This window comes from Streptomyces taklimakanensis (assembly GCF_009709575.1).
Lineage (GTDB): Bacteria > Actinomycetota > Actinomycetes > Streptomycetales > Streptomycetaceae > Streptomyces > Streptomyces taklimakanensis.
The window spans coordinates 478,294-493,467 of record NZ_WIXO01000001.1; the positions used below are offsets into that span (position 1 = coordinate 478,294).

13 protein-coding genes are annotated in these 15,174 nt (G+C 74.5%); 9 read left to right on the forward strand and 4 right to left on the reverse strand.

The genetic code is table 11. The annotated features are described in order from the left end of the window. Positions 1 to 132: 132 nt before the first annotated feature. A complete protein-coding gene (locus F0L17_RS02055) occupies positions 133 to 3,306 on the reverse strand; it encodes a glycoside hydrolase family 3 N-terminal domain-containing protein (RefSeq protein WP_155069558.1) in 3,174 nt (1,057 codons plus the stop codon). Between the two features lie 289 nt (positions 3,307 to 3,595). Then, complete coding sequence (locus F0L17_RS02060; protein ID WP_155069560.1) at positions 3,596 to 4,594, reverse strand: Gfo/Idh/MocA family protein; 999 nt, start codon at positions 4,592 to 4,594, stop codon at positions 3,596 to 3,598. A 224-nt stretch (positions 4,595 to 4,818) separates the two neighbouring features. Between F0L17_RS02060 and F0L17_RS02065 the strand changes: the two genes are divergently transcribed. The 5 genes from F0L17_RS02065 (at position 4,819) to F0L17_RS02080 (ending at position 8,770) form a co-directional block, all read left to right on the forward strand. Further along, positions 4,819 to 5,808: a fibronectin type III domain-containing protein gene (locus F0L17_RS02065; RefSeq protein WP_162465671.1), complete on the forward strand. Its 990-nt coding sequence runs from the start codon at positions 4,819 to 4,821 to the stop codon at positions 5,806 to 5,808. A gap of 33 nt (positions 5,809 to 5,841) precedes the next feature. Next, complete coding sequence (locus F0L17_RS02070; RefSeq protein WP_162465672.1) at positions 5,842 to 6,357, forward strand: YfcE family phosphodiesterase; 516 nt, start codon at positions 5,842 to 5,844, stop codon at positions 6,355 to 6,357. 168 nt (positions 6,358 to 6,525) lie between these two features. After that, positions 6,526 to 7,275, forward strand: a complete 750-nt coding sequence (locus F0L17_RS02075) for a 5-oxoprolinase subunit PxpA (RefSeq protein ID WP_162466720.1) — start codon at positions 6,526 to 6,528, stop codon at positions 7,273 to 7,275. An 11-nt stretch (positions 7,276 to 7,286) separates the two neighbouring features. Next, positions 7,287 to 7,886 carry a 5-oxoprolinase subunit PxpB gene (gene pxpB / locus F0L17_RS27350; RefSeq protein ID WP_238419220.1) on the forward strand — a complete coding sequence of 200 codons (600 nt, stop codon included), beginning with the start codon at positions 7,287 to 7,289 and terminating at the stop codon, positions 7,884 to 7,886. Then, the gene (locus F0L17_RS02080; protein ID WP_338017919.1) at positions 7,883 to 8,770 is read left to right on the forward strand and encodes a 5-oxoprolinase subunit C family protein; all 888 of its coding nucleotides are present in this window, start codon (positions 7,883 to 7,885) and stop codon (positions 8,768 to 8,770) included. Before pxpB ends, F0L17_RS02080 begins: the two co-directional genes overlap by 4 nt. 63 nt (positions 8,771 to 8,833) lie before the next feature. Here the strand turns inward: F0L17_RS02080 and F0L17_RS02085 are convergent, their stop codons facing one another. After that, on the reverse strand, positions 8,834 to 9,136 hold the full coding sequence (locus F0L17_RS02085; protein ID WP_202917830.1) for a hypothetical protein: 303 nt from the start codon (positions 9,134 to 9,136) through the stop codon (positions 8,834 to 8,836). A gap of 290 nt (positions 9,137 to 9,426) precedes the next feature. On the opposite strand from F0L17_RS02085, the gene F0L17_RS02090 reads away from it, so the two are divergent. From F0L17_RS02090 to F0L17_RS02105, 4 genes are all read left to right on the forward strand, one after another. After that, complete coding sequence (locus tag F0L17_RS02090; RefSeq protein WP_155069567.1) at positions 9,427 to 10,785, forward strand: alkaline phosphatase PhoX; 1,359 nt, start codon at positions 9,427 to 9,429, stop codon at positions 10,783 to 10,785. Positions 10,786 to 10,862: 77 nt separating this feature from the next. After that, positions 10,863 to 11,315 carry an ACT domain-containing protein gene (locus F0L17_RS02095; protein ID WP_162465674.1) on the forward strand — a complete coding sequence of 151 codons (453 nt, stop codon included), beginning with the start codon at positions 10,863 to 10,865 and terminating at the stop codon, positions 11,313 to 11,315. A 240-nt stretch (positions 11,316 to 11,555) separates the two neighbouring features. Continuing rightward, the gene (locus F0L17_RS02100) at positions 11,556 to 13,091 is read left to right on the forward strand and encodes an ATP-dependent DNA ligase (protein ID WP_155069570.1); all 1,536 of its coding nucleotides are present in this window, start codon (positions 11,556 to 11,558) and stop codon (positions 13,089 to 13,091) included. Positions 13,092 to 13,193: 102 nt separating this feature from the next. Further along, entirely contained in the window at positions 13,194 to 13,646 is a 453-nt protein-coding gene (locus tag F0L17_RS02105) for a DnaJ family domain-containing protein (protein WP_162465675.1), read from the forward strand. Between the two features lie 62 nt (positions 13,647 to 13,708). On the opposite strand, the gene F0L17_RS02110 is transcribed toward F0L17_RS02105, so the two are convergent. Next, positions 13,709 to 15,166, reverse strand: a complete 1,458-nt coding sequence (locus F0L17_RS02110; RefSeq protein WP_162465676.1) for a GH1 family beta-glucosidase — start codon at positions 15,164 to 15,166, stop codon at positions 13,709 to 13,711. Positions 15,167 to 15,174 lie beyond the last annotated feature (8 nt).

Sequence of the window (15,174 nt, forward strand, 5' to 3'; positions counted from 1 at the left end):
GGAGCGCCGGACGAGCCGGAGCGACGCCGGCTGTGATGTCGGGAATGACGCCGGGAAACACCGAAAACGACGCCGGGACCGTCCTCGGCGAGGACGGTCCCGGCGGACCGGTGGTGCGGTGCGGACGGCGGGTCAGCGGGCCAGGCGGTGGGCCTCCGTCAGATGGCGCACCGCCTTGGCGTACTCGCCGGACGCCAGGGCGTGGTCGGCGTCGGCGGTGCGGGCCACGGCCTTCCCCGACGCGTCGTCACCCGCCCGCAGCAGGGCCGCCTGGGCGATGTCGCGGGCGACGGAGACCACCTCGTCGGCCAGGAGGTAGGGGTCGCCCTTCACCCTCTCCAGCTTCCCGGCGGCCTTGCCCAGCGACCTCAGCACCGCGTGCGCGTCGCGCACCGTGCCGTCGGCGCGCCAGTGGGAGCCCTTGAGTGCGTGGCGCAGGTGGGCGGCGGCCGCGCGGGCGGCGCCGTCGCGGCGACGGTCCAGCAGGTCGTCGCGGACCTCCGCCAGCCGGTCGCGGGCGCTGTCGGTGCGCAGGCCCCAGCCGTACGGGTAGAGCGGGGCGTACTCCCGGTCGCCGACGTTGACCGGCACCTGCTCGGCCGACCTCGGCCAGCTCACCGGGAGCCGTCCGGTGAAGGGACGCTCGCCGAAGAGGGTGTCGGCGACACCCGCGCCCTCGCTGCCCGGGAGCCAGGAGGCCACCAGGGCGTCGATGTCGCCCAGCTGGTCGGTGACGATCTGCGGACGGCCGGAGACGATCAGCACCGCGCAGTCCATGGCGCCGCAGACGGTGTCGATCGCCTTCCGGTCGGCGTCGGACAGCCTCAGGTCGTGGCCGTTGCCGACGTCGCCGACGCCTTCGGCGTACGGGGTCTCGCCGACCACGACGACACCGACCTCGTGTCCGCCGGTGGGCGCGGAGGCGTCCTCGCTGAAGGTGACCTCGGCCTCGGGCGCGACCTCGCCAAGGCCCTCCAGGATCGTGGTGCCCTCGGTGATGTCACCGGAGGTGCCCTGCCAGGTGATGGTCCAACCGCCGCTCTGGTTGCCCAGGTCGTCGGCGTTGGAGCCGGCGACGTAGAGCTTCTCGTCGCCCTTCAGCGGCAGCAGGTCCCCGTCGTTCTTCAGCAGCACCTGGGAGTCGGCGGCGGCCTCGCGGGCGAGCCCGCGGTGCTCCGCGGAGCCGACCTCGTCCAGGTGGGTGCGGTCGGCGTAGGGCTTCTCGAACAGGCCCAGCTGGAACTTCTTGGTCAGGATGCGGGCGACCGCGTCGTCGATCCGGGACATCGGGACCGCGCCGGAGTCGACCTGCTCCCTCAGGGTGGAGGTGAAGGCCTTGTAGTCGTACGGGACCATGATCATGTCCAGGCCGGCGTTGATCGAGGTCCGCACGTCGGAGGCGTAGTCGCCGGGGATCTGGTCGATGGCCTGCCAGTCGCTGATCACGAAGCCGTCGAAGCCGAGTTCGCCCTTGAGGACGTCGGTGATCAGGTCGGCGTGGGCGTGCATCTTGACCGGCCCCTCGCCGTCGCCGAGGAAGTCGACGCTGGAGAAGGACGGCATCACGGTACCGACGCCCTCGTCCACCGCCTCGACGAACGGGGCGATGTGGACGGCCTCCAGTTCCTGCCGCGTCGTCCGGGTGACGCCCTGGTCGATGGTGTAGGTGCCGGTGGTGGAGGAGCCGAACTCGGTTCCGCCGTCGCCGACGTAGTGCTTGGCGGTGGCCAGCACCCGGTCGGCGTCCTTCAGATCACTGCCGTCGGCGCGGCCCTGGTGGCCCTCGACGGCCGTGGCGAGCCGGGTGACCAGCGCCGGGTCCTCGCTGTAGGCCTCGTACGCCCGGCCCCAGCGTTCGTCACGGCTGACGCACAGACAGGGGCTGAAGTTCCACGGGATGCCGGTGGCGCGGACCTCCTCGGCGGTGACGTGCGCCGTGTCCTCCACCAGTTCCGGGTCGCGGGCGGCGCCGAGGCCGGTGTTGTGCGGGAAGATCGTCGCGCCGACCACGTTGTTGTGGCCGTGGACGGCGTCGACACCGTAGATCAGCGGGATCTGCAACCGGGTCTGTTGGGCCCGCAGTTGGAAGCCGTCGACCATGTCGGCCCAGGCCTCGGGGGTGTTGGGCGTCGGGTTGGAACCGCCGCCGGAGAGCAGGGAGCCCAGTTCGTAGCCGGCGATGTCGTCCTGGGTCTCCAGCGCGCCGCGCTCGGCCTGGGTCATCTGACCGATCTTCTCGTCCACCGTCATCCGGGACAGCAGGTCCCTCACCCGCTTCTCCACCGGGAGCCGGGGGTCGAGGTAGGGCAGGCCGTGCGCGTCGACGACGACGGTGGGCGGGTCGGTCGGGGCGCGGCCGCCGTCGACGGTCAGGGTGATGGGGATGGTCTTGGCGGTCGCCGCCTCGGCGTTCCGCTTGGTGGTGACGGTGAAGGTCTTCACCGCGCCCGAGGGGGTGCCGGCGGGGAAGGTGAGGGTGCCCTCGACGGGGGTGTAGTCCTCGCCGGGCCGCGCGGTGCCCTCGCCGGTGCCGTAACGGACGGTGACGGGTTCGGCCAGCGGCACGTTCCCGGTGGTGCCCACCGAGACCTTCACGGTGGCGGTGTCGCCGTGGTCCACGGTGTAGACGGGGCTGTCGGTGGCGACGCGGGCCCGTACCCCGCCCACGCCGTAGAGTTCGACCTGGTCGAACTCCAGGGTGCCGGACGCGGCGGGCAGGTTGACGGCGTAGCCCCACATGTCGGTCAGTTCCAGCGTCCCGTCGGAGGGGGCGCCGGCCGGCTGGTAGTCGGGGCGGCGGACGAAGTCCTCGAAGGGGGTCTTCACCTGCTTCCAGTCGTCGGTGTCGTCGGTGAAGTACCCGGCCCACAGCTCGGCCTGTCCGGCGTTCGGGCCGCCGTCCTTGACCTCGAACTGGACGCGTTGTCCGCTCCCGGTGCCCTTGACCCAGAAGGACAGGCCCTCGAAGCCGCTCCAGTCCTCGGTGGCGGTCAGGGAGTGGTCGAAGCCGCCCCAGGCGGAGATGCCGTACTCCACGCGCATCGCGCGGTTGAAGGCGTTCGCTCCGGGCCGGGCCTCGGCGGGCACCTGGCTGATCGCCGGAGTGTCCTCGGCGTTGCTGCCGTAGGTGCCGATCGGCCCGGGGAAGGTCCCGTCGAAGTCGTCGACGGTGCGGGTGGGTTCGGCGGCCGCCGCGGTGGGCGTCAACCCCGAGGCGAGGAGGGCGAGGAGGGCGCCGAGCGTCCCCAGCGCCGTTCTCGTCCGTCGCCGTCTGTGGTCGGGTCTTCCGTGCAACAGCTGTCCCATGGCGGCTCCCGTCGGACACGGATCGCTTGTTCAGTAGGTGAACGCACGGAGGTGCTATGTCCCTGTCATGCGCACGGCGCTGATCCTGTATGCGGCCCGATTCGGCGTCAAGCCCCTTGATCAGTGCATTTCTTGGAGGAATCCGGCTCGGCGCCGCCACCTGGACACCGAAAATGAGAGCGCTCTCGACACTACCGCAGGTGAGGGCCCCCGAAGGGACGGGCGGGGCGTCCGCCGCGCGGCGGGGCGGGCCCGGTCGGGCGCCCCGCCACGCGGCGGACGCCGGTGGTCACTCCTGCGGGTAACGGACGCCGACGCGTTCCCGGGCGGCGTCCAGGGTCGCCATCACGGCGAGCGTCCCGTCCAGTGGAACCAGCGGGGACTCGGTCTCCTTCTCCCGCAGGCAGCGCATCACCTCGGCGGCCTCGGGCCCGTAGCCGGTCCCACCGGGCACCTCCGGCACCCGGACCTCCCGCGCCTCGTGCCCCTCGCGGTGCAGGACGAAGGAGCGGGGCGCGAAGAAGCCGTGCGGCAGTTCGATGCGCCCCCGGGTGCCGCTGACGGCCGCCACGGTGGGACCGGCGGAGGCGATGGAGCACGACAGGGTGGCGACGGCGCCGCTGTCGTAGCCGAGCAGCACACCGGTGGTCTCGTCCACCCCCTCGGGCGTCAGATGGGCCCACGCCGCGACCGAGGCGGGCGCGCCGAGGACGAGATGGGCGAACGACACCGGGTAGATCCCCAGGTCCAGCAGGGCGCCGCCGCCCAGCCGGGGGTCGCGCAGCCGGTGCGAGGCGTCCACCGGCGCGACGATGCCGAAGTCGGCGTGGACGGAGCGGACCTCACCGATCTCCCCGCCGGCAACGATGTCGAGCATGCGCCGGATCACCGGGTTGCAGTAGGTCCACATGGCCTCCATCAGGAAGACGCCCTTGCGGCGGGCCAGTTCGACCAGTTCCCGCGCCTGTGCCAGGTTGAGCGTGAGCGGCTTCTCGCACAGCACCGCCTTGCCCGCCTCCAGGCACAGGCGGGCGGCCTCCAGGTGGGCCGAGTGGGGCGTGGCGACGTAGACGACGTCGACGTCCGGGTCGGCGGCCAGCTCGGCCCAGCTCCCGTACGCCCGGGGGATGCCGTGCTCGTCGGCGAAGCGGCGAGCGGACGCGTCCGAGCGGGAGCCCACCGCCGCGATCTCACCGCCGGGCACCTGTGCGAGGTCCCGCGCGAAGGCCCCGGCTATCCCGCCCGTGGCCAGGATGCCCCATCTGATGGTGTCTTCCCTGCGTGTCATGCGCTCCCCCGGCTCTCGGGTGTCGTCGACGTACCCCGCTCACCCTACGGTGGGCGCACCACCGTGCCGAGCGCCGTCCACATGGTGTCCGGCCCTCCCCCGGTCCCGCTCCGCCCCGCCCCGCTCCACCCCGCCGGAGACCGGTTCCGACAGGAGCCTTGCCGCCGCACCCCCGCTGTGTCATATATGTCTGGACCAATTGCCGATCGTGTGAGGGGCTCCCCGTGGGACGGACGTCCACGCCCGCCGTGGCGACCGCGCTGCTCGCCCTCTGCCTGCCGTTGACGGGCTGTCTGCCCGGCGGTGACGGCGACGACGTGCCGCCCACCACGCCGGCCGGTGTGACCGCCCAGGCCGGCAGCGCCACCTCCGTGCACGTGATGTGGAACGGTTCCACCGACGACACGGGAGTGGCCGGGTACGAGGTCCTGCGCTCCGGCGAGAAGGCGGTCGACGTTCCCGGGGACCGGCACATGGTGGACGTCGACGGACTGACGCCGTCCACCACGTACACCTTCAGCGTCCGGGCCCGCGACGCGGCGGGCAACCTCTCGCCGGCCGCCGCCGAGGTGTCCGTCACCACCCCGGCCGCCGCCCCCGACGACGACACCCCGCCCACCCGACCCGAGGAGGCGCGGGGCCGGGCCGAGGGCGCTCGCGCCGCCTCCCTGCGCTGGAAGGCCGCAAAGGACGACCACGGCGTGTCCTCCTACGAGGTCCACCAGGGCGGCACCGCGATCCACAGCGTGCCCGGCGACGCGACCGAGACGCTGGTGACGGGGCTGCGTCCCGGTGTGCGCTACTCCTTCACCGTCGTCGCGCGCGACGCGGCGGGCAACGCCTCCCCCGCGAGCCGGACCGTGGAGCTCACCACCGACCCGGCGCCGGGCGGTGGCCCCGGCACGGCACCCGGCGACTTCCGGGCCACCGTCCGCACCACCGGGGACGGCACGCACCTGGACCTGTCCTGGGTGCCGCCGGCGACGGGCGGGAGGATCACCCAGTACGAGATCCACCTCGACGGGAAGCTCGCCACCACCCTCAACTGGAGCACCGGGACGTCCGGGGGCAGGATCGAGTACGACCTCTACCTCGGCCGGGAGCGGGACGTCACCCACACCGTGCGCCTGCGCGCCCGGCTCCCCGACGGCACCTGGGGCGCCTTCTCCGAGCGACGGACCGTCACCACCGACGGGGCCGCCGGCGGGGGGTGAGGGCCGGTGGCCCCGCCGGGCTACGGTGGAGGCGTGCGCCTGTTGCTGACCTCCGACACCCACCTGCCCAAACGCGCCCGACACCTGCCCGACGAGCTGCTGGCCCGTGTCGCGGAGGCCGACGTGGTGGTCCACGCCGGGGACTGGGTGGACACCGCCACCCTCGACCTGCTCCGGGAGCGGTCGCGGTGCCTGATCGGCGTGTACGGCAACAACGACGGCCCCGAACTGCGGGCCCGACTGCCCGAGGTGGCCCGCGCGGAGCCGGGAGGGCTGCGCCTGGGCGTCGTCCACGAGACGGGGCCCAGGCGGGGACGGGAGAAGCGGTGCGCCGAACGCTTCCCCGACCTGGACGTCCTGGTCTTCGGACACAGCCACATCCCCTGGGACACCACGGCCGCCAGGCCCGACGGCGGGACGTTGCGGCTGCTCAACCCCGGCTCCCCCACCGACCGCCGCGCCCAGCCCCACTGCACCTACATGACCGCCTCCGTGGTGGCGGGCGAACTCCGCGACGTGGAACTGCACCGGCTGCCGCCCCGCCGCTGAGACCGGGGGCACCGGTCGGCCGCCCGGGTACGAGCCGACCGCCGCGCACCGCACCGCACCGCTCCCGGTCGCCGACCCGGCCCCCGGGACGCACCGCCCGGCGCCCGGCCGGTTTACGCTCCTCCCATGACCGACGAGGAAGAGGGAGCCGTGGAACACACGGACACGGTGATCGACCTCAACGCCGATCTCGGCGAGGGCTTCGGGCGGTGGCGGCTCACCGACGACGAGGGGTTGCTCTCCGTCGTCAGCAGCGCCAACGTCGCGTGCGGCTTCCACGCCGGCGATCCGACCACCATGCGGCGGGTGTGCGCGGAGGCGGCCGAGCGGGGCGTGGCGATCGGCGCCCAGGTCGCCTACCGCGATCTGGCGGGCTTCGGCCGGCGGGCGATGGACGTCCCCGAGGAGGAACTGGCCGACGAGGTCGCCTACCAGATCGGTGCCCTGCGGGTCTTCGCCGAGGCGGCCGGGGCGCGGGTCGCGTACGTCAAACCACACGGCGCGCTCTACAACCGCACGGTGCGCGACGCGGCCCAGGCGCGGGCCGTCGTCGCGGGAGTGCTGTCGGCCGGCGGTGGGCTGCCGGTGTTGGGGTTGCCCGGTTCGCTGCTGCTGGCGTCCGCCGGCGAGGCCGGACTGCCCGTGGTCACCGAGGCGTTCGCCGATCGCGGCTACACCCCCGAGGGCACGTTGGTGCCGCGGCGGGAGCCCGGCGCGGTGCTGACCGATCCCGACGCCGTGGTGGCCCAGGCCCTGGACATCGCGCTGCGCGGGCGGGTGCGGACGGACACCGGGTCGGTCGCCGCCGGCGCCAGGTCGCTGTGCGTGCACGGCGACACCCCGGGCGCCGTCGCGCTGGCCCGACGGGTGCGGGAGGCGCTCCAGGGGGCCGGGGTGCGGATCGGGGCGTTCGCGTGAGGATGCTGCCCATGGGCAGACGGGCCCTGTTGGTGGAGGTGGAGAGCACCGAGCGGGCCCAGGCCCTCCACGCCGAACTGCTGCGGTTGCGGGAGGCCGGCGAGCTGCCCGCGGTGGACGAGATCGTCCCGGCCGCGGTCACCGTCCTGGTGGACGGGGTGGACGATCCGGTGGCGCTCGCGGAGCGGTTGCGGGGGCTGGAGGTGCCGGAGAAGGCCTCGTCCCACGCCGCGTCGGTGGTGCTGCCGGTGCGCTACGACGGCCCGGACCTGACCGATGTCGCCTCGCTGTGGGGGACGACCGAGGAGGACGTCGTCGCGCTCCACACCGGGACGGAGTTCCGGGTCGCCTTCTGCGGGTTCGCGCCCGGCTTCGGCTACCTCACCGGTCTGCCCGAGGCCCTGCGGGTGCCTCGCCGGGCGACGCCGCGCACGGCGGTGCCACCGGGTTCGGTGGGGCTGGCCGGGCCGTACACCGGCGTCTACCCGCGCACCTCCCCCGGCGGGTGGCAGCTGATCGGCCAAACCGACGCCGTGCTGTGGGACGTGACGCGCGAACCCGCCGCGCTGCTCTCCCCCGGCACCCGGGTGCGCTTCGAGGCGGTCGCGTGACGGGGCCCGCGGCGGGAGGTGTGTTGGAGGTGGTGCGGGCCGGGGCCCTGACCACCGTGCAGGACCTGGGCCGGACGGGCCTGGCCCATCTGGGGGTGCCGCGCGCGGGGGCGGTGGACCTCCCCGCCCACCGGCTCGCCAACCGCCTGGTGGGCAATCCGGCCGGGGCGGCCACCCTGGAGACGACCCTCACCGGGTGCGCGGTGCGGGTGCGCGCGGGGCGGCCGGTGTCCGTGGCGGTGACGGGCGCCCCCTGCCCGGTGCGGATCGACGGCCGCCCGGCCCCGTGGGGCACGACCGTGCGGGTGTCGGACGGGTCCGTCGTGGAGCTGGACGCCGCGCGGGCCGGAGTACGCGGCTACCTGGCCGTGGCAGGGGGTGTCGCGGTCGAGCCGGTGCTCGGCAGCCGCTCCACCGACCTGCTCTCCGGCCTCGGGCCCGAGCCGCTGTCGGAGGGGGTCCGGCTGCCGATCGGCGGGGAACGCGGGTGGGCCCCGCACCCCGACATCGTCCCGGTACCGGGTCCGCCGGTGACGGAGCTGGTCCTGCCCCTGGTGCTCGGGCCGCGCGACGACTGGTTCACCCCCGCCGCCCTGCGTCTGCTGGGCGCGGGCGCCTGGCGGGTGTCGGCCGCGAGCAACCGCGTCGGCCTGCGCACCGAGGGGCCGTCCCTGGAGCGGGCCCGGGGTGGCGAGCTGCCCAGTGAGGGCGTGGTCACGGGGGCGGTGCAGGTGCCACCGGACGGCCGTCCGGTGGTCTTCCTCGCCGACCACCCGACGACGGGCGGCTATCCGGTCGTCGGTGTGGTGCCCGAGGAGGCGCTGGCGGCCGCGGCGCAGGCGGTGCCGGGGCTCGCGGTGCGCTTCGTTCCGCTGCGGCGCTGACCGCGCCGCAGCGGGAGCTCGGACGCGGGTTCCGCCCCACCTCCGGGGCACCCGGGGGCGGGCTCACCGCCCCTGGGTGTTCCTGCCGTGGGACTCCTCGCCGGGGCCCACCTCGCGGTCCCCCTCCTCCGTGTCGGCGGTGGTGGTGCCCTCCACCTCGACGCCCTTCAGTTGCTGCCCCTCGACGGTGCCGCCCTCGGAGAACCCCTCGGCCGCGGACGCCGTGCCGGGGACGACCCGCTGCCCCCGCCGCGCCTCGCCGCCGGAGTGGGCCCCGGGGCCGCGGTCGGCCGGATCGGTGCGGCGCTCCGCCTCCCGGCCGCGCTCGCCCTCGCCCTGTTCCCGGTTCCTGTTCGCCTCGCCCATGGCCGTGGTCCTCATTGTGTGTCGCGTTCGGATGCACGGCGCAGGTACCCGGTGACCGCGTCCGAAAACGGCGCCGCGGAGCCGTGGGGCGGCAGCGCTCCCGGACGGCGCGCGGGTCGGTGTCCGCCCCGGCGGTCGAGGGCCGCCGGGACCGCCCGGCCCCGGCGGCGCGGCACGGAAGGTTTCCCCAACGGTCTCCTTCCGTTGGGAGGCGGCCGGCGGTTCGCTCCCTAGGGTGATCGCGGCCCGTCCCCACCCCCCGCGTCGCCCACCGGCCCGAAAGGGATCCCATGACCAGCACACCCATTGACGGAATAAGCGATTCCGGTTTTGAACGGCGCACTCTCCTGCGCGGAGCCGCGGTGGCCGCGGCCGCCGGTCTTCCCTTCCAGGCGCTCACCGCGCGGACGGCGGCCGCCGAGCCCGCCAAGTTCGACTTCGACCCCGGCTACGGTCCGCTGCGCCCGGTGAAGGACCAGACCACCGGTCTGGAACTGCTCTGTCTGCCGCGCGGCTTCGAGTACATCTCCTACGGCTGGACCAACGACCCGATGGACGACGGGGTCCGCACCCCCGGCTCGCACGACGGCATGGCCGCCTTCCGCCACGGCGACCGGGTCCACCTGGTGCGCAACCACGAGCGCGGCGCCGGCCCCGCCTTCACCTCCCCCGCCTACAACCCCGCGGCCGGTGGCGGCACCACCACCCTGGTCTTCGACCCGGACGCCGGGCAGTGGCTGGAGTCCTACGGCAGCCTCGGCGGCACCATCCGCAACTGCGCGGGCGGCCCCACCCCGTGGGGCACCTGGCTCACCTGCGAGGAGACCTTCGGGACGACCGCCGGCAAGCGCCACGGCTACGTCTTCGAGGTGGCTTCGCAGGGCAAGGGCGATCCCACTCCCCTGACCGCCATGGGCCGGTTCAACCACGAGGCCGTCGCCGTCGATCCCGCGACCGGGCGCGTCTACGAGACCGAGGACCGGGGAGACGCCTGCCTGTACCGCTTCACCCCGGCGGTGCCGGGCCGGCTGTCCAAGGGCGGGCGGCTGGAGGCGCTGCGCATCGGGGAGGCCTCCTACGACACCCGTCGTGACGGCGCGGTGTCCTACGGCACCGTCTCCTGGGTGCCGGTCGGGGACGTCGACCCGGACGGCGACACGGTGCGCCGACAGGCCCAGGCCAACGGCGCCGCCGTCTTCAGCCGCCTGGAGGGCGCCTGGTACGGCAACGACCGGATCTACGTGATCACCACCGACGGCGGTCCCGCCCGCCAGGGGCAGGTCTTCGAACTCGACCCGGCCACCGACGAGTTCCGGGTGCTCTTCGCCTCCCCCGGCTCCGAGGTCCTCAACGCGCCGGACAACATGTGCGTCAGCCCGCGCGGCGGTCTGGTGCTGTGCGAGGACGGCGGCGGCACCGAGTACGTCCACGGGCTGACCCCGGAAGGCGAGATCTTCCGGTTCGCCTCCAACAACGTGGACCTGCGCGGGGGCACCGCGGGCAAGGACGTGCCGGCCGCCGACCACACCGGCTCGGAGTGGGCCGGATCCGTCTTCGAGCCGAAGAACGGCAACTGGCTGTTCGTGAACGTCCAGACGCCCGGCATCACCTTCGCCATCACCGGCCCCTGGCGCCGCGGAGCCCTCTGATCCGGTCCGGTGCCGCCCCGGCCCGCCGTACCGTGCCCGGCGCTGCCGGTGCGGCGGGCCGCGCCTAGGATGCCGGTGTGGCGGGAGAAACCGATCTTCGAAGGCTGTTGGCGGACCTGCGTCCGGAACTCGATCCGGTCCGGTACGCCTTCGTCACCGTCTCCGGCGACCGCGTCCCGCCCGGACTCTCCCCCGTGGTCACCGTCGCCGAGGCGGAGGGCCTCACCCTGGTGGTGCCCGAGGAGGAGGCCGACCGGGCCGGACTCGACCACGACTACGCGGCGGGCCGGATCACCCTGCGGGTCCACTCCGCGCTGGACGCCGTGGGCCTGACCGCCGCCGTGGCCGCCGAACTCGCGTCGGCGGGGCTGAGCTGCAACGTGGTGGCCGGATACCACCACGACCACCTCTTCGTCCCCCACGAGCGGGCCGAGGAGGCCGTACGTCTCCTGGAGGCCCTCGCGGACCGCTCGGCCCGCGCCGCCGACTCCTCCCGATCGGACCGCTCCTCCGGGGCGAACGAGCCGTAACCGGCCCGTCCCGTCGGCCGGCAGGTGTGGACGGCCGATGGGACGGGCCGGTCGTCCCGGTGCCCGGCGGGGCCGGGCGGACCGGCAGACGGTACCCGTCCGGTCGATGACGCCCGGATGCGTCGGGCGACACGGGGTAGACCGTCCGGGGCCGGGGACTCCTGGCTCCCGACGCGTCCCCTCCCCGGCTCCCCGCGCCGCCGCGTCGCGCGCGGGCCGCCCCCGAAGGAGGATGGATCCATGCTGCTGGCCGACGTCGCCCGCGCCTCCCGCCGGATCGCCGCCACCTCCTCGCGCACCGAGAAGGTCGCCCTGCTGGCCGAGCTGTTCCGCGCGGCCGACCCCGACGACGCCCCGATCGTCGTCGCCCATCTGGCGGGCAGGCTTCCGCAGCGCAGGACCGGCATCGGCTGGAAGGCCCTGTCCCGGCCGGTCGCCCCCGCCGCGGAGCCCTCGCTGTCGGTGCGGGACGTGCACCTGGCGTTGGACGGGATCGCGGCCGTGGCGGGCCGGGGCGCGCAGGCCGAGCGGGTGCGGCGGCTGCACGCCCTGCTGGGCGCCGCCACCGCCGACGAGCAGGACTTCCTGGTGCGGCTGATCGCCGGCGAGCTGCGTCAGGGCGCGCTGGACGCGTTCGCCGTCGAGGGCCTGGCGGCCGCGGTGGGCGCGGCTCCCGCCGAGGTGCGGCGGGCGGTGATGGTGGGCGGCTCGCTCGGCGCGGTCGCCGAGGCGCTGTTGGCGCGCGGCCCCGGCGCGCTGGAGGAGTTCCGGCTGGACGTGGGGCGTCCGGTCCTGCCGATGCTGGCCCGCACCGCGAGGGACGTGGACGAGGCGGTGGACGGGCTCGGGCCCTGCGCGGTGGAGGAGAAGCTCGACGGCATCCGGGTGCAGGTGCACGTCGACGGCTCACGGGTGCGGGTCTTCACCCGCACGCTGGAGGAGATCACCGACCGGGTCCCCGAGGTGGTGGAGGCCGCCCACGCTCTCGGCACCACGCGGGCGGTGCTCGACGGCGAGGTCGTCGCGCCGGGGGCGGACGGGCGGCCGCGCCCCTTCCAGGAGGTCGCGGGCCGGGTGGGTTCGCGGGTGGACGTGGACCGGGCCCGCCGGGAGCTGCCGCTCTCGCCGGTCTTCTTCGACCTGCTCTCCGTCGACGGCCGCGACCTGCTGACGTCGTCCGTCGCCGAGCGGTACGCGGAGCTGGCCCGGGTGGTGCCCGAGCCGATGCGCGTGCGTCGGACGGTCGTGGCCGACCCGGGGGACGAGGGGGCCAGGGCACGGGCGCGGGAGTTCGCCGACGAGGTGTTGTCCCGCGGGCACGAGGGCGTGGTGCTCAAGGCGCTGGACTCCTCCTACCGCGCGGGGCGGCGCGGCGCGTCCTGGGTGAAGGTGAAACCGGTGCACACCCTCGACCTGGTGGTGCTGGCCGCCGAGTGGGGACACGGGCGGCGCGCGGGGAGGCTGTCGAACCTCCATCTGGGCGCGCGGCGGGCGGACGGCTCCTTCGCGATGCTCGGCAAGACCTTCAAGGGGCTGACGGACGCCCTGTTGGCCTGGCAGACCGAGCGGCTGTCGGAGCTGGCCGACGGCGACGACGGGGTCACGGTGACGGTGCGGCCGGAGCTGGTGGTGGAGGTCGCCTTCGACGGGGTGCAGCGTTCGCCCCGCTACCCGGAGGGGGTGACGCTGCGGTTCGCTCGGGTGCTGCGGTACCGCGGGGACAAGACGGCCGCCGAGGCGGACACCGTGGAGACGGTGCTCTCCTTCGTTCGCTGACCTCCTTCCCCGGCCGCTCCTCGGCCGCTCCTCGGCCCGCCGTCGCCCGTAGGCTGGTCGGCACGGGTGCACGGACACAGCCGCGGGACGGGAGGAGCCACCGTGACCGAGCGCAAGCCGCCCGGCGTCGACTTCGAGACCTGGGCCGACCGGCAGATCCGCGAGGCCGCCGAGCGCGGCGAGTTCGACGACCTGCCGGGCATGGGCAGGCCCCTGCCCGATCTGGACGCGCCGTACGACGACCTGTGGTGGATCCGGAAGAAGATGAGCCACGAGGGGGCGGCGTACCTGCCGCCCGCCCTCGCCCTGCGCAAGGAGGCCGAGGACGCGTCGGCCGCCGCGCTCGCGGCGCCCTCGGAGGCCGAGGCCCGGCGGATCGTGGCGGGGGTCAACGAGAGGATCCGCGCGGCGCTGCGGATGCCGCCGCCCGGCCCGCCGCTGAACCTGAGGCCCTTCGACGTCGAGGACGTCGTGCGCGAGTGGCGCGAACGTCGCGGGCGCGACGGGCGCGACGGGCGCGAACGTCGCGGGCGCGACGGGCGGCGCTCCTCCTGACGGCGTACGGGCCCGGCCGGCCGCGAACGGTCGGCCGGGCCCGGCGTCCACACCGGACTCCGTCAGGCCTCCGGGGTGGGCGGCAGGACCCCGTCGCGGACGACGCGGGCGTACCAGCGGGAGCTCTCCTTGGGGATGCGCCGGCCGGTGGCGTAGTCGACGTAGACGGCGCCGAACCGCTTGCTGTAACCGTATCCCCACTCGAAGTTGTCCAGCAGGGACCACAGGAAGTAGCCGCGCACGTCCACCCCGTCGGCGATGGCACGGTGCACCGCCGCCAGGTGGCCGTGCAGGTAGGAGATCCGGTCGGGGTCCGTGACGCGGCCCTCGGGGTCGACGTAGTCGTCGAAGGCCGCGCCGTTCTCGGTGATGATCACCGGCAGTCCGGGGAAGTCGTCCCCGACCCGGGTCAGCAACTCGTACATTCCGTCGGGGTCCACCGTCCAGCCCATCGCCGTGGTGGTGCCCGGCGAGCGGTGGAAGGCGACGTCGTCGCCGCCCGGCCAGGGGCTGTGCTCGCTGACGCCGTGTCCGTCGGCGTTGTGGGAGGCGGGGCCGGAGGCGGCGGAGGAGACGAGCGTGGGGCTGTAGTAGTTGACGCCGAGGAAGTCCAGCGGCTGGTGGATCTCCGCCGTGTCGCCGTCGCGCACGAACGACCAGTCCGTCAGGTGGGCGGTGTCCCGCAGGACGTCCTCGGGGTACTCGCCGCGCAGCATGGGGCCGGTGAAGACCCGGTTGGCGACGCCGTCGATGCGGCGGGCCGCGTCCCGGTCCGCCTCGCCGTCGGTCAGGGACCGCACGTGGTGGAGGTTGAGGGTGACCGACACCTGTGCCTCGGAGGGCAGTGCGGCGCGCAGCGCCTGGACGCCCAGGCCGTGGGCGAGGTTGAGGTGGTGGGCGGCGCGCAGGGCGTCGACCTGGTCGGTGCGGCCGGGGGCGTGGACGCCGGATCCGTAGCCGAGGAAGGCCGAGCACCACGGCTCGTTGAGCGTCGTCCACGTCGGCACGCGGTCGCCGAGGGCGTCGGCGACGATGCCCGCGTACTCGGCGAACCGCTGCGCGGTGGCGCGCTCGGGCCAGCCCCCGGCGTCCTCCAGCTCCTGGGGGAGGTCCCAGTGGTAGAGGGTGAGGACGGGCTTGATGCCCTTGTCGAGCAGTTCGTCGACCAGCCGGCTGTAGAAGTCCAGGCCCTTGCGCGAGGCCGGCCCGCTGCCGGTGGGCTGCACACGCGGCCAGGAGACGGAGAAGCGGTAGGCGCCCACGCCCAGGTCGGACATGATCGCCACGTCTTCGCGCCAGCGGTGGTAGTGGTCGCAGGCGATGTCGCCGGTGTCCCCGTTGCGGGTCCTTCCGGGGGTGTGGGAGTAGGTGTCCCAGATGGAGGGGGTGCGGCCGTCCTCGGTGGCGGCTCCCTCGATCTGGTAGGCGGCGGTCGCCGTGCCCCACAGGAAGCCGGGCGGGAAAGCCCGGGCGGTCGAGGTCGCCGGGGCGGGTTCGGCGGTACGGGATGCGGTGGCCACGGAGGTCC

Excerpts from the sequence above, each read along its gene's own strand:
- F0L17_RS02055 (WP_155069558.1), bottom strand. The coding sequence starts at position 3,306 with ATGGGACAGCTGTTGCACGGAAGACCCGACCACAGACGGCGACGGACG.
- F0L17_RS02060 (WP_155069560.1), bottom strand. The coding sequence starts at position 4,594 with ATGACACGCAGGGAAGACACCATCAGATGGGGCATCCTGGCCACGGGC.
- pxpB (WP_238419220.1), top strand. The coding sequence starts at position 7,287 with ATGGGCAGACGGGCCCTGTTGGTGGAGGTGGAGAGCACCGAGCGGGCC.
- F0L17_RS02085 (WP_202917830.1), bottom strand. The coding sequence starts at position 9,136 with ATGGGCGAGGCGAACAGGAACCGGGAACAGGGCGAGGGCGAGCGCGGC.
- F0L17_RS02090 (WP_155069567.1), top strand. The coding sequence starts at position 9,427 with ATGACCAGCACACCCATTGACGGAATAAGCGATTCCGGTTTTGAACGG.
- F0L17_RS02100 (WP_155069570.1), top strand. The coding sequence starts at position 11,556 with ATGCTGCTGGCCGACGTCGCCCGCGCCTCCCGCCGGATCGCCGCCACC.